This window comes from Streptomyces sp. NBC_00285 (assembly GCF_036174265.1).
GTDB lineage: Bacteria > Actinomycetota > Actinomycetes > Streptomycetales > Streptomycetaceae > Streptomyces.
On sequence record NZ_CP108055.1, the window covers coordinates 5,767,565 to 5,787,650 of the forward strand.

At 70.9% G+C, this 20,086-nt stretch carries 21 protein-coding genes and 1 pseudogene; 14 read left to right on the forward strand and 8 right to left on the reverse strand.

The genetic code is table 11. The annotated features are described in order from the left end of the window. Positions 1-47: 47 nt before the first annotated feature. On the forward strand, positions 48-890 hold the full coding sequence (locus OHT57_RS26505) for a tryptophan 2,3-dioxygenase family protein (RefSeq protein ID WP_328749005.1): 843 nt from the start codon (positions 48-50) through the stop codon (positions 888-890). Then, positions 883-2,091, forward strand: a complete 1,209-nt coding sequence (gene kynU, locus OHT57_RS26510) for a kynureninase (RefSeq protein ID WP_328749006.1) — start codon at positions 883-885, stop codon at positions 2,089-2,091. The genes OHT57_RS26505 and kynU overlap by 8 nt, the downstream gene beginning before the upstream one ends. 16 nt (positions 2,092-2,107) lie before the next feature. On the opposite strand, the gene OHT57_RS26515 is transcribed toward kynU, so the two are convergent. Continuing rightward, on the reverse strand, positions 2,108-2,716 hold the full coding sequence (locus OHT57_RS26515; RefSeq protein WP_328749007.1) for a TetR/AcrR family transcriptional regulator: 609 nt from the start codon (positions 2,714-2,716) through the stop codon (positions 2,108-2,110). 207 nt (positions 2,717-2,923) lie between these two features. Here OHT57_RS26515 and OHT57_RS26520 point away from each other — a divergent pair, with 207 nt between their 5' ends. From OHT57_RS26520 to OHT57_RS26550, 7 genes are all read left to right on the forward strand, one after another. Beyond that, entirely contained in the window at positions 2,924-3,886 is a 963-nt protein-coding gene (locus OHT57_RS26520; protein WP_328749008.1) for an alpha/beta hydrolase, read from the forward strand. A gap of 271 nt (positions 3,887-4,157) precedes the next feature. Next, entirely contained in the window at positions 4,158-5,285 is a 1,128-nt protein-coding gene (locus OHT57_RS26525; protein ID WP_328749009.1) for an alpha/beta hydrolase, read from the forward strand. Between the two features lie 40 nt (positions 5,286-5,325). After that, entirely contained in the window at positions 5,326-6,546 is a 1,221-nt protein-coding gene (locus OHT57_RS26530; RefSeq protein WP_328753334.1) for an acyltransferase family protein, read from the forward strand. Positions 6,547-6,556: 10 nt separating this feature from the next. After that, complete coding sequence (locus OHT57_RS26535; protein WP_443053490.1) at positions 6,557-7,909, forward strand: sensor histidine kinase; 1,353 nt, start codon at positions 6,557-6,559, stop codon at positions 7,907-7,909. Next, positions 7,906-8,580: a response regulator transcription factor gene (locus tag OHT57_RS26540; RefSeq protein ID WP_328749012.1), complete on the forward strand. Its 675-nt coding sequence runs from the start codon at positions 7,906-7,908 to the stop codon at positions 8,578-8,580. The genes OHT57_RS26535 and OHT57_RS26540 overlap by 4 nt, the downstream gene beginning before the upstream one ends. 126 nt (positions 8,581-8,706) lie before the next feature. After that, positions 8,707-10,071, forward strand: a complete 1,365-nt coding sequence (locus OHT57_RS26545) for a sensor histidine kinase (RefSeq protein ID WP_328753335.1) — start codon at positions 8,707-8,709, stop codon at positions 10,069-10,071. Then, positions 10,068-10,733 (forward strand): response regulator transcription factor, encoded by a 666-nt coding sequence (locus tag OHT57_RS26550; RefSeq protein WP_328749013.1) that lies wholly within the window; start codon positions 10,068-10,070, stop codon positions 10,731-10,733. Before OHT57_RS26545 ends, OHT57_RS26550 begins: the two co-directional genes overlap by 4 nt. A gap of 23 nt (positions 10,734-10,756) precedes the next feature. Here the strand turns inward: OHT57_RS26550 and OHT57_RS26555 are convergent, their stop codons facing one another. The 3 genes from OHT57_RS26555 to OHT57_RS26565 form a co-directional block, all read right to left on the reverse strand. Next, positions 10,757-11,071, reverse strand: a complete 315-nt coding sequence (locus tag OHT57_RS26555) for a hypothetical protein (RefSeq protein ID WP_328749014.1) — start codon at positions 11,069-11,071, stop codon at positions 10,757-10,759. Then, positions 11,068-11,313 carry a hypothetical protein gene (locus OHT57_RS26560; protein ID WP_328749015.1) on the reverse strand — a complete coding sequence of 82 codons (246 nt, stop codon included), beginning with the start codon at positions 11,311-11,313 and terminating at the stop codon, positions 11,068-11,070. Before OHT57_RS26560 ends, OHT57_RS26555 begins: the two co-directional genes overlap by 4 nt. 137 nt (positions 11,314-11,450) lie before the next feature. Then, positions 11,451-11,855 (reverse strand): ATP-binding protein, encoded by a 405-nt coding sequence (locus OHT57_RS26565; RefSeq protein WP_328749016.1) that lies wholly within the window; start codon positions 11,853-11,855, stop codon positions 11,451-11,453. Between the two features lie 218 nt (positions 11,856-12,073). Here OHT57_RS26565 and OHT57_RS26570 point away from each other — a divergent pair, with 218 nt between their 5' ends. The 4 genes and pseudogenes from OHT57_RS26570 (at position 12,074) to OHT57_RS26585 (ending at position 15,032) form a co-directional block, all read left to right on the forward strand. After that, positions 12,074-12,928 (forward strand): helix-turn-helix domain-containing protein, encoded by an 855-nt coding sequence (locus OHT57_RS26570; RefSeq protein ID WP_328749017.1) that lies wholly within the window; start codon positions 12,074-12,076, stop codon positions 12,926-12,928. Further along, a complete protein-coding gene (locus OHT57_RS26575) occupies positions 12,925-13,125 on the forward strand; it encodes a DUF397 domain-containing protein (protein WP_328749018.1) in 201 nt (66 codons plus the stop codon). The genes OHT57_RS26570 and OHT57_RS26575 overlap by 4 nt, the downstream gene beginning before the upstream one ends. Before the next feature lie 9 nt (positions 13,126-13,134). Next, a complete protein-coding gene (locus OHT57_RS26580; protein WP_328749019.1) occupies positions 13,135-14,340 on the forward strand; it encodes a cytochrome P450 in 1,206 nt (401 codons plus the stop codon). Positions 14,341-14,427: 87 nt separating this feature from the next. Continuing rightward, positions 14,428-15,032: pseudogene (locus OHT57_RS26585) on the forward strand (Uma2 family endonuclease). Between the two features lie 28 nt (positions 15,033-15,060). Here the strand turns inward: OHT57_RS26585 and OHT57_RS26590 are convergent. The 3 genes from OHT57_RS26590 to OHT57_RS26600 are packed head-to-tail and all read right to left on the reverse strand — an operon-like array spanning position 15,061 to position 17,815. Further along, on the reverse strand, positions 15,061-15,324 hold the full coding sequence (locus OHT57_RS26590; protein WP_328749020.1) for a hypothetical protein: 264 nt from the start codon (positions 15,322-15,324) through the stop codon (positions 15,061-15,063). Positions 15,325-15,356: 32 nt separating this feature from the next. Beyond that, a complete protein-coding gene (locus OHT57_RS26595; protein ID WP_328749021.1) occupies positions 15,357-16,925 on the reverse strand; it encodes an ABC transporter permease in 1,569 nt (522 codons plus the stop codon). Further along, positions 16,922-17,815: an ABC transporter ATP-binding protein gene (locus tag OHT57_RS26600; protein ID WP_328749022.1), complete on the reverse strand. Its 894-nt coding sequence runs from the start codon at positions 17,813-17,815 to the stop codon at positions 16,922-16,924. Before OHT57_RS26600 ends, OHT57_RS26595 begins: the two co-directional genes overlap by 4 nt. Positions 17,816-17,889: 74 nt before the next feature. Between OHT57_RS26600 and OHT57_RS26605 the strand changes: the two genes are divergently transcribed. Continuing rightward, positions 17,890-18,381, forward strand: coding sequence for a GbsR/MarR family transcriptional regulator (locus OHT57_RS26605; RefSeq protein WP_328749023.1), 492 nt, complete (start codon positions 17,890-17,892; stop codon positions 18,379-18,381). 124 nt (positions 18,382-18,505) lie between these two features. On the opposite strand, the gene OHT57_RS26610 is transcribed toward OHT57_RS26605, so the two are convergent. Next, positions 18,506-20,014 (reverse strand): APC family permease, encoded by a 1,509-nt coding sequence (locus OHT57_RS26610; RefSeq protein ID WP_328749024.1) that lies wholly within the window; start codon positions 20,012-20,014, stop codon positions 18,506-18,508. Positions 20,015-20,086: the final 72 nt, after the last annotated feature.

Consider the following 20,086-nt stretch of genomic DNA (forward strand, 5'->3'; position numbering starts at 1 on the left):
ACAACGGCAGGGGCGGACCGCTACCCGGAGTAATGCAGGAGACAGCGATGTCGTCCCATGAGGCTCAGGAACCGCAGGAGCCCGAGACCCCGCATCTCGACTTCCAAGGCACGACGCCGTACGAGGACTACGTCAAGGCGGACGTGCTCACCCACCTCCAGCACACCCTCTCCGACGATCCCGGAGAGATGGTCTTCCTGGTCACGACCCAGGTGATGGAGTTGTGGTTCACCGTCATCGTCCACGAGTGGGAGACCGCGGCGGGTGCGCTGCGCTCCGACGACGTGCCCACCGCGGTCGCCGCGCTGAAGCGTTCCGTGCGGGAGCTGGAGGCGCTGACCGCCTCCTGGAAGCCGCTCGGCCAGCTGACCCCGGCGCAGTTCAACTCGTATCGCAGTGCCCTCGGCGAGGGCTCCGGCTTCCAGTCGGCGATGTACCGCCGGATGGAGTTCCTGCTCGGCGACAAGTCCGCGTCCATGCTCGTCCCGCACCGGGGCGCGCCCCGGGTGCACGCCGAGCTGGAGAAGGCGCTGCACGAGCCGAGCATGTACGACGAGGTGCTGCGGCTGCTCGCGCGGCGCGGGCACGCGATCCCCGACTCGGTCCTGGACCGGGACGTCTCGCGGAGGTACGAACCGTCGCAGGAGGTGGAGGCCGCGTGGACGGCTCTCTACTCGGGCCCCGAGACCGACGAACTCGCCCGCCTGGGTGAGGCGTTGACCGATGTCGGCGAGCTGGTGTGGCGATGGCGCAACGACCATCTCGTCGCCACGCGCAGGGCCATGGGCTCCAAGACCGGCACGGGCGGTTCCGCCGGAGTGGCCTGGCTGGAGAGGCGCGCGCAGAAGAACGTGTTCCCCGAGCTGTGGACGGCGCGCTCCCATGTCTGAACTCGCTTCCAGGGCACAGGAGTTGGACGCCGGTGATGAACTGGCGGTCCTGCGCTCGCAGTTCGTCCTCGACGAGGTCGTCTACCTGGACGGCAACTCGCTCGGCGCGCTTCCCGCCGCCGTCCCCGGACGCGTCGAGGACGTCGTACGCCGTCAGTGGGGTTCGCTCAGGATCCGGTCCTGGGACGAGAGCGGCTGGTGGACCGCGCCCGAGCGGATCGGCGACCGGATCGCGCCCCTCGTCGGTGCGGCGGCCGGACAGGTCGTCGTCGGCGACTCGACAAGTGTCAATGTCTTCAAGGCAGTTGTGGGTGCGGTACGGCTCGCGGGCGGCCCGGACTCCGGTCGTGACGAGGTGGTCGTCGACGCGACCACCTTCCCCACGGACGGGTACATCGCCGAGTCCGCGGCCCGGATGACGGGCTGCACACTGCGTGCCGTGACCCCGGCGGAGGTGCCGGGTGTGCTGAGCGGCCGTACGGCTGCCGTCCTGCTCAACCACGTCGACTACCGCACCGGGCGCCTGCACGACCTGCCCGGGCTCACGGCCGCCGTGCACGCGGCCGGCGCGGTCTCGGTCTGGGACCTGTGCCACAGCGCGGGCGCCCTGCCGGTCGGGCTCGACGCGCACGGCGTCGACCTCGCGGTCGGCTGCACCTACAAGTACCTGAACGGCGGCCCGGGTTCACCGGCGTACCTCTATGTGCGACGCGAACTCCAGGACCGTTTCGACTCCCCGCTGCCGGGCTGGACCTCGCACGCCGACCCCTTCGGCATGAGCCCGTCCTACGCCCCGGCGGACGGCGCGCTGCGCGGTCGCGTCGGCACCCCGGACATTCTGTCCATGCTCGCCCTGGAGGCGGCGCTGGAGGTCTGGGACGGGGTGTCGGTCGAGGCGGTGCGCGCCAAGTCCCTCGCCCTGACGGACTTCTTCCTGGAGTGCGTCTCGTCGTACGTCGGTGAGGGGCGCGTCGAGTGCGTGACTCCTCTGGCGCACGGGGAGCGGGGCAGCCAGGTCGCGCTGCGCTGCGAGGACGCCGGTGAGGTCATGAAGCGGCTCATCGAGCGGGGTGTGGTGGGCGACTTCCGGCATCCGGACGTGCTGCGGTTCGGTTTCACGCCGCTGTACGTCGGCTTCGCGGACGTGGAGCGGGCGGCGGGGGTGCTGGGGGAGATTCTCGCTGCGGGCGGGCGCGGCTGACCGGCCGGTCGTGGCGTCAGGCCGGGGTGACGTACACCCCGGCCTCCGCCGCGGCGAGCGCCGCGTCCGCCGCGCGGTCGGCGGCGGCGGGGTCCGGGGTGGTTCCGGCGGTGAGGAAGCCGTAGTAGAGGGGGGCCGAGACCGCCCGTACGACCGTCGCCGGGTCCGTGCCGGGCGGAAGCTCCCCGCGCGCGACGCCCTCCGTCACGCACGGGGCCCACTCGGCGATCCGTACGTCGTAGAAGTGCCGCAGCGCCTCGGCCGTACGCGTGTCGCAGGCCGCCGCGGCGATGACCGCGCGGAACAGCGCGCCCTGCCGGGGGTCGGCGAGCGTCCGCTGGACGAGGGCGGCGTTGGCCCGCAGGTCGTCCCGGACCGATCCGGTGCGGGTGCGGGGCAGCGACTGCTCGGCCATGTCGGCGAGCAGGTCGGCCACCAGCGCGGTGACCGTCCCCCACCGCCGGTACACGGTCGTCTTCCCGACCTCCGCGCGGCGGGCGACCTCCGCGAGATCGAGGCGGTCAAAACCCTGTTCGGCGAGCACGTCTCCGGCCGCGTGCAGCACGGCGGCACGGACACGCGCGGTACGCCCTCCGGGACGGACGGTGCCGGGTTCGGCGGACATATCGGCCTCCTCGGTACGCTCCGGATCCGCGGGTGCGGACACCCCGCCAGCGTAACGAAACAGCAGAACCGTTTAACCCTCACCGAGCGTGACATCCCCGTGTCCGCGCACGTCATCGGGCTGATACCGTCCCGGCCAACGGCCGAATTCTCTTCCTGGACGGTTTGCCGGTCCGTCAAATCCGTTTGATCGCTGAGAGGTTGGAGCATGTCGGACGACGCCGCAGCCCGTGCCGCCGCAGAAGCCCGCGCCGCGGCCGAGGAGGAGTCGGCCTTCTCGCACCCGGTGGTCGACCCCGACGTCACCGTCGCGTACGGCGACGACCCCGATCAGGTGATCGACTTCTACGCCCCGCGCGAGGATCGTGCGCCGGGCGGCGTCCTCGCGCCCCTGGTCGTCGTCCTGCACGGCGGTGCGTGGCGGGCACCGTACGACCGCCGTCATGTGACGCCGTTCGCGGACTTCCTGGCCCGGCGGGGGTTCGCGGTGGCCAATGTGGAGTACCGGCGGGGCGGGGTGGTGATCCCGATTCCTGGGCAGAGCACGGCGGTTGACGGAGTTCGTGCGGGTGACGGCGGTTCGGCTGCCGGGGGCGGCGTCGGGCCGGTCGCCGGTCGCTGGCCGGAGACCTTCGACGACGTCGCCGCGGCGATGGATGCGCTGCCCGGGTTCGTACGGGAGCACCTTCCGCAGGCGGACCCGCGCCGCATGGTGGTCACCGGCCACTCCGCGGGCGGCCACCTGGCGCTGTGGGCCTCGGCGCGGCACCTCCTGCCCACCGACGCAGCCTGGCACATCGCCCGTCCGGCGCCCCTGCGCGGTGTCGTCGCCCTCGCCCCGATCGCCGACTTCACGGTCGCCGAGAAGCTGGACGTGTGCGGCGGGGCGTGCCGCCAACTCCTCGGCGGGGAGGAGGGGTTCGCGGCACGGTTGCCGTACGCCGACCCCGCGCTCCTGCTTCCCACCGGGATCGCGACCACCCTCGTCCAGGGCCGCGCGGACACGGTCGTGCCGCAGGCGGTCGCCGAGGCGTACGCGGACGCGGCGGCCAAGGCCGGCGAGGTGGTGGGCCTGACGCTGCTGGAGGACGTCGGTCACTTCCCCCTGATCGACCCGGCGGCGGACGCGTGCGCGGTGGTGGCGGAGGAGATCGCGCAGCTGGCGTGGTGAGCAGGGGTGGGGCGGTGGGCGCGGTGGGCGCGGTGGGTGTTGCGGGTGCGGTGAGTGTGGTGAGTGCTGTGGAGTTCGTTCCCGCGCTCGTCGCGACGTGTGGTCCGAGGCTTCCCGCGATGCTCGTTCCAGCCCCTCCCGGTGATACCCGTAGTACCTGAGAGCTACGGCTCAGAAGAGCTCCCCGGCGTGACGCGGACGACGGGCGTCGCTCCGTAACTTCCTTTCCAGACAAGCCCGATGGCCGGGCTGACGGGGGAGGGGCGACGACGTGGAGAGCATCCGGAGGGGCCGGCGCGAGGCGCTGCACGGGGCACGGCGTGAGGCGGCACACGAGGCGCGGCGCGAGGCGGCACACGAGGCGCGGCGCGAGGCGGCACACGAGGCACACGGGGACGCGCGGGAACAAGCGAGGGAGCAGCACGGGGAGCGCCCACGCCGACGCACCCACAGATGGCGTCGAGCCTTCCTCGCGAGCCTCGTCGTCACCGCGGTGGTGGCTCCTCTCTCCGCCGCGGCCGACTCGCAAATCCCCGCCCCGAAGCCTGCCGCCCTCCCGGCGCTCACCGCCTCGACTCTCACCGGCGTCTACGCCGCCAACCGCGCCAACGCCGCCGTGGCCGCCGACATGGCCGCGGCCCACGGTGACGCCCACCGTGCCGAGGCGGACCGGGAGATGGCCGAGCCCGCCCGGCACCTCCTCACCTTCGACGGCCGGGGCCCCGGCCAGGCGACCGAGGTCTTCGGCGACCTCGCCGACGCCGACCACGTGGCCGTCCTGGTCCCCGGCTCCGACACGTCCCTGGACACCTACCCCCGCTTCCGGGCGGCCGCGGACGCCCTCCACCGGCAACTTGCGAGGACGGCCCCGCCGGGCACCCGCACCGCGGTGGTCGCCTGGCTCGGCTACAGCACCCCGGACACGATCAGCACCACGGTCCTCACCACGGACCGGGCCGACGAAGCAGCCCCCCGGCTGCGGGAGTTCATACGCGGACTGCACGGCGTCACCGGCCCCGGGGCGACCGTCTCCCTCCTCTGCCACTCCTACGGCACCGTCGTCTGCGCCCGAGCCGCCACCCGCCTGGACATCGACGACCTGGTCCTGGTCGGCAGCCCCGGCACCGGCGCGGACACCGCGACAGGGCTGCACACCCCGGCCCGGGTCTGGGCTGCCAGAGGCAAGGACGACTGGGTGGCCGAGGTCCCCCACGTCAGGACCGACGTCTTCGGCGTCACCGTCGGCTTCGGCACCGACCCCATCTCCCCGGCCTTCGGCGCGCGCGTCTTCGCCGCCGGAAAGGGCGGTCACAGCGACTACTTCACCCCGGGCTCGGTCTCCCTGACCAACCTCGCCCGGATCGTCCTCGGAGACACCGCGGAGATGACCCGTGCCTGAGATCCGGACCCACCATTCCCGGGGCGGCGTACGCGACGCCATACGCCAGTGCGCGGACGGCATACGCCAGAACGCGGACGGCATACGCCGGGCCGCCGCCCGGATCGACACGGCGACACCGAAAGGGCGGGACCGCGCCGTGGACGCCCTGCGCGCCCTCGCGATCCTCGGCGTGGTCCTCGGCCACTGGCTGGTGACGGCCCTGGTCGCCGACGGCGGCGACCTGCACACCGCGAGCCCGTTGCAGCACATGCCCTGGCTGGCCCCGATCTCCTGGGCCTTCCAGACGCTGGCCGTGTTCTTCCTGGTGGGCGGTCATGTGGCGACACGCGGCTACACCTCGGCACTCGCGCGTGGGACAACCTACGGGCAGTGGCTGAAGGGGCGCATGGAGCGGCTGTTCAAGCCGGTCGCCGCCGTCCTCGCGCTGTGGACGGTGGCCGCGGTGGCCCTGCTGCTGACCGGCGTCCCGTTCGGCACGGTCCGCACGCTGGTCAAGCTCGCCCTGTCCCCGATGTGGTTCCTACTGGTCTTCGGCGTGCTGACGGCGGCGACCCCGCTGCTGCGACGGCTCCACCCGCTGTGGCCGCTGGCCGTCGTCCTGCACGTGGACATCGTGCGCTTCGGGCTCGGCGGCCCGGACTGGCTCGGCTGGGTGAACCTGGCGGCCGGCTGGATGGTGCCGTACACCCTGGGCGCCGCCTGGACGCGGGGCGAGCTGGAGGGGCGGCGCGCGGGGTGGCTGCTGCTCGGGGGCGGTGCGGCGGTGACCGCGGTGCTCGTCGTGTGGGCGGGGTATCCGGCGTCGATGGTCGGGGTGCCGGGCGTCCAGGTCTCCAACCTGAACCCGCCGACGCTGGCCGCGGTCACCTTCGGCCTGGCTCAGTGCGGCCTCGCCCTGCTGCTGCGCGACCGGCTGCGCCGCGGCATGCGACGCCCTCTGGCCTGGGCGGCGGTGGCGCTGGTCAACCTCTCCGCGATGACGGTCTTCCTGTGGCACCAGACCGCGTTGATGGCCACCACGGCCACCGGCCTCGCCGTGGGCCGTCTTCCCGGTCTGCACACCGTGCCCGACGGCCTGGGCTGGGTGGCGGCCCGGCTGGCCTGGCTCCCGGTGTTCGCTCTCGTCCTGACGGTCTGCTGGGCGGCCTTCCGGTCCTTCGAGCAGGGGCCCCGCAGGGTCGTGGGCCGGGCGTCACGGGTGATCCGGGTGCATCGTCGTGCGGATCCGGCCCCGGTGAAGGAGACGCATCGTGCCTAGGGTGGGCGGCGTGACGGAGACGGGGATCCAGCGGGCGGTCGTGAGCCGCGTGCTGCGTCGACTGCGGGTGTTTCGCGAGGACCTCTGGAGTTTCGAGGCCGACCCGATGCCCCCTTCCGTGTGGGTGCGCTGGCTGCCGCACGGTGTGCTGTGCTTGGTCGCCTTCGGAGTCACTCTGGGCGCGGTGGCCCAGCTCGTGGACGACGGCGGGGTGGGCACCCAGCTCGCCTTCGTCATCGGTCTCGCGCAGGGTGCCGCCGTGGTGTTCGCGCTCTGGCGGCCCGTCCCGGCGTGGTGGCTGTCGACGGCGGCCATGGTGGTGGGCGCCTTCGAGGTGCGCCGCCACCTGCTCGCCGGCGGTGCCCACGACGTCCCCTGGCCGTGGACGACGGCGGGGATCATCGGGCACCTGGCGGTCCTGCTGCTGCTCGCCCTGAGGGTCCCTACCCGGGTGTCGGTCGAGGCACTGGCCGTGAACCTTCTTCTGACCTACGTCATCCAGGGACTGGTGGGCGCTGCCGACTACGCGCCCACCGGGCTGCTCACGGCCCTCCTGTGCACGATCGTCGTGGTCCTCGGCACAGCCCTGCGAGGCCGCCGCGAGGCCCGCGCGGAACTCGGCCGGCAGACCACGCTCACCGCGGAGGAGCGGGCCCGTCGCACCCTCCTGGAGGAGCGCAGCCGTATCGCGCGCGAACTGCACGACGTCGTCGCCCACCACATGTCCGTCATCTCGATCCAGGCGCAGGTCGCCCCGCACCTCGTGGAGAACCCGTCCGAGGAGCTCCAGGAGAACCTCGCCGGCATCAGGGAGAACGCGCTGGAGGCACTGACCGAGCTGCGCCGGGTGCTGGGAGTGCTGCGCTCCGAGAACCCCGACGCCCCGGACCTCGTCGACACCCCGGGCACCGGAACCGCCCCGCACACCCCGCAGCCCACCCTCGACCGGCTCGACGCGCTGGTGGAGAACACTCGGGCGGCCGGACTGAGCGTCCAGGTCGACGTACTGGGCACACGGCGGCCGTTGCCGTCCGGTGTGGAACTGTCGGCGTACCGGATCGTGCAGGAGGCACTGAGCAACGTCCTGCGTCACGCGCCCGGCGCGACCGCCTCGGTCAGGCTCGTCCACTATCTGCACGGGGTGGACGTGCGGATCGCCAACTCCCGCCCCCTGCGCAGCGTGGCGGTCTCGCCGGGCGCGGGGCACGGCCTGCTCGGCATGCGGGAGCGGGCTGCGATGCTCGGCGGGACTCTGCGTGCCGGCCCCCGGCCCGACGGCGGCTACGAGGTGGCCGCGTATCTTCCGACGTCGCCCCCGGGCGGCCCCGACCAGGCCAGTGACTCGAAGGACGGCACCGTATGACGAGCAGCCCCATCCGTGTACTGATCGCCGACGACCAGCAGATGGTCCGGCAGGGCTTCAGCGTGCTGCTGGGCGCGCAGCCCGGCATCGACGTGGTCGGACAGGCGGTCGACGGCCTGGACGCCATCGCCAAGGTCGACGAACTCGTCCCGGACGTGGTCCTGATGGACATCCGCATGCCCGAGCTGGGCGGCATCGAGGCCACCCGCCGCATCACGGGCGAGCGCCCGGAGATCAAGGTCCTCGTGCTGACCACCTTCGACCTCGACGAGTACGTCTACGAGGCGTTGCGGGCCGGGGCGTCCGGGTTCCTGCTGAAGGACGCCTCCGCGGAGCAGCTCGCCGAGGCGGTGCGGGTGGTGGCGGCCGGGGACGCGCTGCTCGCGCCCGGTATCACCCGCCGTCTGATCGCCGAGTTCTCGCGCCTCGACGACCGGCCCCGGGCCCCGCTCAAGAGCCGGGTGGGGGAGCTCACCGAGCGCGAGACGGAGGTCCTCGCCCTGATCGCGCAGGGACTGTCGAACGCGGAGATCGCCGGACGACTCGTGGTCGCCGAGCAGACGGTGAAGACGCACGTGGGCCGCATCCTGGTGAAGCTGGGCCTCAGGGACCGGACCCAGGCGGCGGTGTTCGCGTACGAGTCGGGGCTGGTGCGGCCGTCGCGGTACTGACTCCCGTCCCCCCGGGGGACCCCGTAGTACCTGAGAGGGATGCCCGAGGACCCGTCTCACTGGGGACGACGGGAGCCCCGGCTCACACCTACCGTTTCGAATGTGACCGAGACGACCGAGACACACATGACACTTCCGCACGGCGGCAGCGGCGAGTTCGACACGTACCAGCCCCGCAGCCCGGAGTTCAAGGCCGCCGTGGACGCCCTGCGTGGCCTGCGGCACGACTTGATCAGCGATGCCTTCGCCTATCGCCCGCTGCCCCCGATGCGCGTCGGCAGGGGGCTCTCCGGTGGGCTGCCCGGCCGAGTGCGGGGGTACGCGGCCTGGACACCGCACGTGCTGATCACCGCGGCCGGCCTGGTCGCGATGCTCATCGGCTCGTCCAACAGCAACAACAACAACGGCACGGCCACCGACCTCCTCGTCGGCGTGCTCGCCCTGGCCCCGGTCCTGCTGACCATGGTGCGGCCGGTCCTGGCCTTCTGGGTCTCGATGGCCGCGACCGCGATCACCTACGCGGTGGCATCCACCGCCTGGGACGAGTGGCCCTGGCTGGACGGCAGCTTCGCCTGCCACCTCATGGTGCTCACGCTGGTGGCCATACGCACCAGGCCGCGCACAGCGGCGTGGATGTGGCTGCTGACCGGAATCTACGGCCTGCTGTGGGAGGGAGCCTTCAGCGGTGGGCACTACAACAGCACCGACACGGTGCAGCTGCTGTTCGTCTCCGCCCTGGCTCTGCTCGCCGTGAGCGTCTGGCACATACGCCGGGACGCCCAGCAGACGGTGACCGCCCAACAGACGGTGACCGCCCACGAGCGCTCCCGCCGCACGCTGCTGGAGGAGCGCACGACCATCGCCCGCGAGCTGCACGACGTGGTGGCCCACCACATGTCGGTCGTCGCCATCCAGGCGGAGGCCGCGCCCTACCGGGTGGAGAACCCGCCGCCGGAGCTGGAGAAGGCGTTCGCCACCATCCGGGAGAACGCGGTGGCGGCCCTGACCGAGCTGCGCCGGGTCCTGGGCGTGGTCCGCGCCGAGGACTACGAGGCCCCGGACGCCCCGCAGCCCACCCTGGCCGATCTGGACGCGCTGCTCGCCAACGTGCGGGACGCGGGTCTGAGCGTCGACAAGGTGCTGACCGGAGCCGTGCATGAACTGCCGCAGGGTGTCGAGCTGTCGGCGTACCGGATCGTGCAGGAGGCGCTCAGCAACACCCTGCGTCACGCACCCGGCGCGAGTGCTCGGGTCGAGGTGTCGTATGTCCTCGGCGGCCTGGGTCTGCGCATGGTCAACGGCCCGCTGCCCTTGCCGTCGCTGGTGAAGTCCTCGCCCGGAGCGGGGCACGGCATCACCGGCATGCGGGAGCGGGTCTCCATGCTGAACGGCGAGATGACGGCGGGCCCCACGGACGAGGGAGGGTACGAGGTGACGGTGTTCCTGCCGGTGCCGCTGCCGGTGCAGTTCGAGGACGGGGCTGAGGCATGACCATCCGGGTCCTGGTCGCGGACGACCAGATGATGGTCCGCGAGGGCTTCTCGGTGCTGCTGAACGCGATGCCGGGCATCGAGGTGGTCGGTGAGGCCGTCAACGGCCGGGAGGCGGTCGACCGGGTCCGTGAACTCGCCCCGGACGTGGTCCTGATGGACATCCGCATGCCCGAGCTGAACGGCATCGAGGCGACGAGGGAGATCGTCGCGGCGGACGGCACGGCGAAGGTCCTGGTCCTGACGACCTTCGACCTCGACGAGTACGTCTACCAGGCACTGCGCGCGGGAGCCTCGGGCTTCCTCCTCAAAGATGCCTCGGCCCACCAACTCGCTGACGGAGTAAAGGTGGTGGCCTCCGGCGAGGCGCTCCTCGCGCCCTCCGTCACCCGGCGCCTGATCACGGAGTTCGCCAAGCTCTCCGAGTCCCCCCGCCTCATACCCTCGGCGCACACGGCCTACGGCGACCTGACCTACCGCGAGACGGAAGTACTGATCCACATCGCCCAGGGCCTGTCGAACTTCGAGATGGCCGAGCGCCTGATGGTCGCGGAGTCGACGATCAAGACCCACGTCAGCCGGGTCCTGGTGAAACTGGGCCTCAGGGACCGGACCCAGGCGGCGGTGTTCGCGTACGAGGCGCGGTTGGTGACGCCGGGCTGACGGGGACGGCTGTCACCGTCGAGTCAGAATTCGGTGCCGCCACCGGAGAAACGTACGGGTGACACGAGCGCGATGCGGATCAGGCCGGGCTCGGGAGGAGGTGCGTCGTAGACGTAGGTGACCGTGAGTGCGGGGCGTACGTCCGTGTTTTCGAGACGTGTCGTATAGATCTTCATGGCGCCGACGGCACTTTGTGCTCGCCGACCGAGTGCCGGGTTCTTCTCCAGTTCGGCTCGCAGGGTCTCGACGGCTTCGAGTGTTCCGCGACCGATGGCGAGGCAGCGGGCGTGGGCCTCACGGGTGATCTCGGCGACGACCGGTTGCTGATCGTCGCTCACCGACCGTTGCCCCGAGCAGTGCGGATTTCGGCGACAGCGGCGGCGACGGCCGAATCGAAGTCGGGATCCTGGCGCGCTGCGACCCGGCCGCGGAACTCCTCGACCAGGCGGACGACTCCGGAAAGGTCGGCCGGATCGGCATGGTTGATCTCACGGGCCAGCTCGGCCTCGAAATCGTCGGCGTCGCCGGGGAAGCCGTAGCCCATGGTCAGGGCTGCACGAAGCTCCCCGATGGTGCGCATGGGGGGGAGGTGGGGCTGGCCGGACTCTGTCGGTCGGGTAGTCATGGCGTCGGCTCCCTTTCGCAGTGTCGCTTTCACCGTACCCGGATGCTTCCGCCACTGGTCGCGGCTTACGAACCGCGTTCGTCGCGGCCTACTCACGCCACGGCCAGTTCGCACCAGACGTACTTGCCTCGGTTGCCGTTTCTGGACAGCGGCTGCCAGCCCCACACGTCGGCGCAGGCGCGGACCAGAGCGAGGCCGCGGCCGTTCTCGGCGTCGGTGAGGTGGGTCAGGGGACCCGGTGGCTCGGGCGGCTCGGGGTCCGCGTCCCACGCGCCGAGGCGGAGCGTTCCGGGCGGTGACCAGCGCACCCGTAGGGCTGCGGGCCCCTTGGTGTGCAGTACGGCGTTGGAGACCAGTTCGGTGGCGAGCAGTTCCGCGGTGTCGACCAGGGTGATCAGGCCGTGCATCGTCAGGATGAGGCGCAGGGTCCGGCGGCTGACGGTGACGGCTCGGGGGTCGTTGGGGATGTTGAGCACGTACTCCCAGGGTTCGGGCATACGGCAACTCCGTTCAGGTGATGGGGGGTTGCGGTCGGCGGGCGGTGGCAGTGTCGCGCCGTCATGGCAGGACGGCGAGGTGCGCTTCCGGTACCCCGGGGTTCCGCAGCGTGTGCGTCGCGTCACCGACAGTAGAGGAGTAATTACTCCTCATGCAAGGGATTGGCGTAGCCTGGCGCTCGAACGAGGCATTACGGCAGGGCTGTTGAGGAGGGTGCATGGCGCCGAGGAGTCACCCCACCGCGAGGCAAGTGCGGTTGGGCACCGAGTTGCGTCGACTGCGGGAGGCTGCCGGACTGAAGGCGCGCGAGGTGGCCGGGCTTCTGAATTCGACCTCCGCTCAGATAAGTCAGGTGGAACTGGGCCTCTCCGGTGCAAGCGAGGAGCGGGTGCGGCGTCTCGCGGCGCATTACGCCTGCGCGGACAGGATGTTGATCGACGGCCTCGTGGCCATGGCGACCGACCGTACGCGTGGCTGGTGGGAGGACTACCGGGGAGTGCTGCCCCAGACGACCCTTGACGTGGCAGAAGCGGAGCATCATGCGAGGTTTCTGCGCGAGACAGTGATCACCTATGTCCCCGGGCTCCTCCAGACCTCGGACTACACCCACGCGGTGCTCACCTACGTGCGTCCCGAGTTGCCGGAGAACGAGGTGGCGCAGCGCGTCGAGTACCGGATGAAGCGCCGCGCGGTCATCGAGCGCGACACCCCGGTCCCGTACGAGACAGTCGTCCATGAGTTCGCCCTGCGTGTGCATGTGTCCGACCGCCGGACGTCGCTCGCCCAACTCCGTTTCATCCTGGACAAGATCGAGGCAGGCCAGGCGAGGGTACGTGTCATCCCTGTCGAACGCGAAAGCTTCGCCGGCGCTGATGCCTCGATGCTGTATCTGGGCGGCCCGGTGCCGCAGTTGGACACGGCACTCCGGGACGCCCCCACCGGCGCGCGCTACATCGATGCGCCGTCGCAGCTGGAACAGCTTCGTGCTCTCTTCCATAGGGTGCAGTCAGCGTCGCTGGACCCCATCGCGTCGCGCGACTTCATCCACCGACTGACGAAGGAGCTGCAATGAACTGGCGGAAGTCCAGCCACTCCGGCGGCGGCGAGGGCGATGCCTGCGTCGAGATCGCGAACGTCCACCCCCGAATAGCCGTCCGCGACTCCAAGACCCCCTCCCGCGCCACCCTCTCCTTCCCGGCCCCCGCCTTCACCGCCCTGATCGACCACCTGAAGGAACACTCCTGGTCAGACGCCCCCATCAGCGGTTAGCGTCCCCGCATGACCGCCTTCGATCCCTGGGACCCGGCGTTTCTCGCCGACCCGTACCCCGCCTACGCCGAGCTGCGTGCCAAGGGCCGGGTGCAGTACTTCGAGCCGACGGACCAGTGGCTCGTCCCGCACCACGCGGACGTATCCGCGCTGCTCAGGGACCGGAGGCTGGGGCGGACGTATCAGCACCGGTTCACGCACGAGGACTTCGGGCGGACCGCGCCGCCCGCAGCGCACGAGCCGTTCCACACGCTCAACGATCACGGGATGCTCGACCTGGAGCCGCCGGACCACACCCGGATCCGGCGACTGGTGTCGAAGGCGTTCACGCCGCGCACGGTCGAGCAGCTCAAGCCGTATGTGACGAAGCTGGCCGGTGAGCTGGTGGACCGGCTCGTCGCGGAGGGCGGCGGTGATCTGCTCACCGATGTGGCCGAGCCCCTCCCCGTCGCGGTGATCGCCGAGATGCTGGGGATCCCGGAGGCGGACCGGGCACCGCTTCGGCCCTGGTCGGCGGACATCTGCGGGATGTACGAGCTGAGCCCGCCGCAGGACGTGGCGGCGAGGGCGGTGCGGGCGTCGGTCGAGTTCTCCGAGTACCTGCTGGAGCTGATCGCCGAGCGGCGCGAGAGCCCCGGGGACGATCTGATCTCGGGGCTCATCGCCGCGCACGACGAGGGCGACCGGCTCACCGAGCAGGAGATGATCTCCACCTGCGTCCTGCTGCTCAACGCGGGCCACGAGGCCACCGTGAACGCCACCGTCAACGGCTGGCACGCCCTGTTCCGCAACCCCGGCCAACTGCAAGAACTGCGCGCGGACCACTCCCTCGTCCCGCGGGCCGTCGAAGAGCTCATGCGCTACGACACCCCGCTCCAGCTCTTCGAACGCTGGGTGCTGGACGACATCGAGATCGACGGGACGACGATCCCGAGGGGCGCCGAGATCGCCATGCTCTTCGGCTCCGCCAACCACGACCCCGCGGTGTTCCCGGACCCCGGGCACCTCGACCTCACCCGCACGGACAACCCGCACATCTCCTTCAGCGCCGGTATCCACTACTGCATCGGCGCCCCCCTGGCCCGTATCGAACTGGCGGCGTCCATGACGGCCCTGCTGGAGAAGGCCCCGACGCTGGCCCTGGCGGCGGAGCCGCAGCGCAAGCCGAACTTTGTGATCCGGGGGCTGGAGGGACTGCGCGTCGAGGTGATGTGATCACTCGTTCGGCTGATCACCGGGTGATCGGGCACGCGCTTCGTCTGAGGCTCGCCACACTGGCCACAGCCTGAGAGGGGGTGCACCATGACCGTTATGGCAGAGCGCACAGTGCAGACGTCCCAGATGTCGGTGGAGGAGTTCGAGAGGATCGCAGCCTTCGCCGCCAAGGAGACCGACGACACCGTCAGGTTCGAGTTCATCAACGGACGGATCGGGGTCAAGAAGGTGGCCGACGGGGACCACGACACCATTGTCGTGTGGCTGAGCAAGCGCTGCATGCAGGCCAGGCCTGACCTCGACCTCTACCAGGGCCGGGGATTGCGGGTGGAGAAGTACCGTGACGGCAGGACTCGTCCTGACGCGCGGTGCTCGTACCGGAGGAGCACTTCGCAGGGCACGGTGAGTGGGCCGACCCCAGCGGGGTGCTCATGGTGGTCGAGGTCACGTCGTACGACTCCGACACCGACCGGCGCGATCGGCAGGAGAAGCCCGTGGCGTACGGGGCGGCAGGGATCCCGTTCTACCTGCTGATCGATCGCGATGCCTGCACGGTAAAGCTGTACAGCGACCCGGATCCCGGCGTCGGATACCGCGACAGCCGCACGGTCCCTTTCGGTGTGCGCCTGCTGCTCCCTGAGCCCCTCGGCATCGAACTCGACACCGAGAAACTCAAGCAGTACGTCGACTGATCCCCTGCGTCGCCCCTGCGTCACGTCGTCAGGTCCCGTTGTTGCGGCTCCGCCGCCCGCCGGCCAGCCGTACCAGCAGGGTGACGACGAGGAGCGGCAGGAAGGCTCCCCCCAACACCACGAGCGGCAACTCCGTGAACAGGACCTTCAGGTCCATGCCCTCGTTCTCGAAACCGCCGCCCAGGTGGCGCCCGGTGCGGGGCATGGACAGCCACAGGGCGGGGGCGGCGATCGCCCCCGCCGCCGACAACGCGCAGCCCCCGCAGGTCACTCCGTCCACTCTCCGCTTCATGCAGGGAGGGACGCACGGGCCCGGCCCACGGTTCACGTCGTCAGGTCGCGTCGCCGCAGGCCCGTGAGACCGCCCGCCACCAGCACCGCCGCGAGCGCGAGCAGCACCAGCACCGGCTCCCACGTCATCCCGCCGCCCGGCAGCTTCGGCAGGTGGCCGAAGGGCGAGAGCTCCAGCACCGGCCGGGGGACGTCCAGCGCCGGGCCCACCCAGCCGATCAGCAGGACCGCCCCGGCGACTCCCCAGGACAGCGGAGCCAGCCGTGGGGCCAGGCCGTACAACAGGACCGCCAGTCCGCCGACCACCCACACCGCGGCCACCTGCACCAGGCACGCGCCCAGGATCGGGCCGGCCTCCCTGCCGTAGCCCACGGCGAGGCCGAGGCCCGCGAGCAGCATGATGAGCACCGCGCCGCCGAAGGCGATCACCAGGTGGCCCAGAGCCCACCTCAGCCGGCCCACCGCGTTCGCCAGCAGCGGTTCCGCCCGCATCGAGGTCTCCTCGCCGTGCAGTCGCAGTACCGACGCGACGACGTACAGCGCGGCCACCAGCCCCAGCATCCCGGTCATCGAGGCGAGGAAGGCATCCGTGAGGCCGGACTGTCCGCCCATCCGCTCGAAGATCTCGCGGGCCTTCTCGTTGTCGCCGACCAGGTCGGCCACGCCGTCGGTGAGGCCGCCGTAGACCACCCCGGCGACGAAGAAGCCGATCGACCAGCCGAGCACACTGCCCCGCTGGAGCCGCCAGGCCAGCGCGCCCACGGTGCGCAGGCGGCCGGAAGCAGGTCCCGGGCGGGTCGGCACGAAGCTCATGCCCACGTCCCGGCGGCCCGCGAGCACGTACGTCAGCACGCCCTGTGCCGCGATCGCCGCCGCGAACAGCCCCAGTACCCACCAGCGTTCGCCCGCGAAGGCGCGCAGCTGCGACAGCCACCCGAGGGGCGACAGCCAGGTCAGGACGGACGAGCCGTCGACCGACTCCGAGTCGCCCGCCGCCCGCAGAGCGAAGGCCACGCCCAGCACTCCCGCCGTCAGCCCCCGCGCCAGCCGCGCGCTCTCCGTCAACTGCGCCACGATCGCGGCCATGGTGGCGAAGAGCATCCCCACCGCCGCGAGGCCCAGACCGAACGCCACCGCTCCAGCGGTCCCCTGACCTGCCAGGCCCACCGTCACGAGCAGGGCCAGCACCCCGCTCGCCACGGCTGCCGCCAGCAGCGCCGCCGTCAGCGAGGCACGGCGGCCCACCGCCCCCGAGGCGATCAGCTCGTGCCGGCCGCTCTCCTCCTCGTCACGGGTGTGGCGTACGACGACCAGGAGACCGGTGACGGCGGCGAGCGCGCCCGCGTAGACGCCGACGCGCCAGGCGGTGAGGGCACCGAGGGAGCCGTCGAAGGCGGGGCCGATCAGCGCGCGGAGGGAGGAGTTGGCGGCGACCTGTCGGAGCAGGTCGGCGCGCTCCGCCTCGGTGCCGTAGAGGCCCTTCAGGGTGTTCGGCATGGAGAGGACCATGAGGGCGTTCACCGCCACCCACACCGGGATCATCACCCGGTCGCGGCGGAGCGCGAAACGCAGCAGCACTCCCGTACCCGCGAGGGAGGTCATGACGCGTCCTCGTCCTGGTAGTGCCGCAGGAACAGTTCCTCCAGTGTCGGCGGGGTCGACGTCAGCGAGCGCACACCCGAGTCGGTCAACGACCGCAGTACGGCGTCGAGTTGTTCGGTGTCGACCTGGAGCCGTACCCGGCGGCCCCGGACGTCGAGGCCGTGGACGCCCGTCAGACCCGCCAACCCGTTGGGGGCGCCCGCGAGTTCGGCCGTGACGCTGGTCCGGGTGAGGTGGCGCAGCTCGGCCAGCGAACCCGACTCCACCGTGCGGCCGCGCCGGATGATGCTGACGCGGTCGCAGAGTTCCTCGACCTCGCTCAGGATGTGCGACGACAGCAGGACCGTACGGCCGCGGTCGCGCTCCTCCTCGACGCAGCGCCGGAAGACCGCCTCCATCAGCGGGTCCAGGCCCGATGTCGGCTCGTCCAGGATCAGCAGGTCCACGTCCGAGGCGAACGCGGCGACCAGGGCGACCTTCTGGCGGTTGCCCTTCGAGTAGGTGCGGCCCTTCTTGGTGGGGTCCAGCTCGAAGCGCTCGACCAGCTCGGCGCGGCGCACCGGGTCGAGGCCGCCGCGGAGACTGCCGTACAGGTCGATGACCTCGCCGCCCGACAGGTTCCGCCACAGGGTCACGTCGCCCGGGACGTAGGCGATGCGTCGGTGCACCTCGACCGCGTCGGTCCACGGGTCGCGGCCCAGCACCTGCGCTGCCCCGGAGTCGGCGCGCAGCAGGCCGAGCAGGACGCGGAGGGTGGTGGATTTGCCGGCGCCGTTGGGGCCGAGGAAGCCGTGCACCTCACCGGTCTCGACGTCCAGGTCGAGGCCGTCGAGGGCGTGGGTGCCGCCGAACGACTTGTGGAGTCCGGAGACGCTGATTGCCTTCGTCATGCTTCGGAACGTACGCTTCTTTCAGAAATTTGTGAAGTTAAGGAAGCGTATGAAGTCCCGTTAGGGTGGTGACCATGACGGATGCGGTGGGGCGTGACCAGGAGGCGGTCTCGAAGTTCGTGGAGAGCTTCGCCGCCCAGCTCGTCGAAGCCGGGATGCAGCGCATGCCGGCCCGGGTCTTCGCCGCGCTCCTGTCCTCCGACGAGGGCACCATGTCCTCCGCCGAACTGGGCGAGCAGCTGCGGATCAGCCCCGCCGCGGTCTCCGGGGCGGTGCGCTATCTCGCTCAGACGCACATGGTCTCGCGCGAGCGGGAGCCCGGTTCGCGCCGTGAGCGCTACCGGGTGCACGGCGACCAGTGGTACGAGGCCCTGACCAACCGCGAGGCAGTCCTCAAGCGCTGGGAGGCCGCCCTGCGCGAGGGTGTCGCCAGCCTCGGTGCCGACACGCCCGCGGGACGCCGCATGGCCGAGACGCTCGCCTTCTTCGAGTTCGTCGAGGGCGAGGTCGCGGCCATGATGGAGCGGTGGCGGATCCACCGCGAGGAGCGTTTCGGGAGCCTTTAGTGTCCTGCGCCAGTAGTCCGTCGGTGGATCTTCCGGGCCTCGGTGACCGGGGTCCGGACGCCGGTCAGGTGCGCCGGCCGTTCGAGTCTGCGCCCGGACCACCCGGGAACTTCCGGCGCGGGACCTAGCGTTCCTTCGTCTCCTCCAGCACCGTCCGCCCGAGCAGCAGATAGCGTTCCGGCGAGCGTCGCTTCAGGTACTGGGCGTACCCGATGCCCAGGGCCGCGACCGCCGCCACCAGCCACGGCGTGGCCTTCAGGACGAGGGAACCCGACTCCGAACCGGCCGCCGCGCCCATGTTGGAGACCAGCAGGACGACCACGGCGAGCATCGCGACACCGCCGACCAGCGGGGCCGTGAAGGTCCTGAACCAGTGGCGGCTCTCCGGGTGGTGCGTGCGGAAGTACGCCAGCACCGCGAAGGAGCACACGGCCTGCACGACCAGGATCGCCATGGTGCCGAGGATGGCGAGCAGGACGTATGTGCCGTTGTACGGGTCCTTGCCGGCCGCCGCGAACGCGAGGAGCAGCACTCCCGTCACCACCGTCTGCACCAGGCCCGCGATGTGCGGTGAGCCGTGCCGGGCGTGGGTGCGGCCGACGGTGTTCTTCAGGACGGGCAGGACGCCCTCGCGGCCCAGCGCGTACATGTAGCGGGCGGCGCAGTTGTGGAAGGCCATGCCGCAGGCCAGCGAGCCGGTGATCATCAGCCACTGCATGACGTCGACCGCCCAGTGGCCGACGTACTGCTCGGTCGGGCCGAAGAAGAGCTGCAGGGGGTTGGCGGTGGCGACCTTGACGGCGTTCGACTCGCCGGTGCCCGAGATGGCCATCCAGGAGACGAAGACGTAGAAGACGCCGACGCCCAGCACGGAGATCATCGTCGCCTTGGGGATGATCTTCTTCGGGTTGCGGGACTCCTCGCCGTACATCGCCGTCGACTCGAAGCCGACCCATGACCAGAAGGCGAAGAAGAGGCCCAGTCCGGCGGAGGTGCCCTTGAAGGCGTTGACGGGGTTGACCGGGTCGAGGCTGAAGCCGTTCGGGCCGCCGCCGTGGAAGGCGACCGAGACCGCCATCGCGGCGAGGATCGTCACCTCGGTGGCGAGCAGGACGACGAGCAGTTTCTCGGCGACCGAGATGCCGAACCAGGTGCCCATCGCGTTGACCGCGAGCATCAGCACCGCGAACGCCCACCACGGGATGTGAAGTCCCGTCTGGTCCTTCAGAGTTCCCGTCGCGAAGGTCGAGAAGATGCCGATGAGCGCCGGTTCGAACACGACGTACGCGAAGGTGGCGAGCAGCCCCGAGGCCAGTCCGACCGTGCGGCCGAGGCCGTAGGAGATGAAGCCGTAGAAGGCGCCCGTCGAGGTGATGTGCTTCGCCATCGAGGTGAAGCCGACGGAAAAGATTGCCAGGACGACCATTGCGACGAGGTAGCTCGCCGGGGCTCCGATGCCGTTGCCGGAGGACACCATGAAGGGCACGTTGCCGGTCATCGCGGTGATCGGCGCGGCGGTCGCGACGGCCATGAAGACCACCCCGGTCAGGCCCACAGCGTTGGCCTTCAGTCGGTGGACCGAGCCGTCCCCGCCCGTGTCCGTCGCCGGGGCGACTCCTTCGTCCACTGCCATGGGGTGGCCTCTCTCCTTGCCCGCTGCTTGTGTACCGAACCGGAACTCTGTCGGCCGAATGAGTCGAGCAAG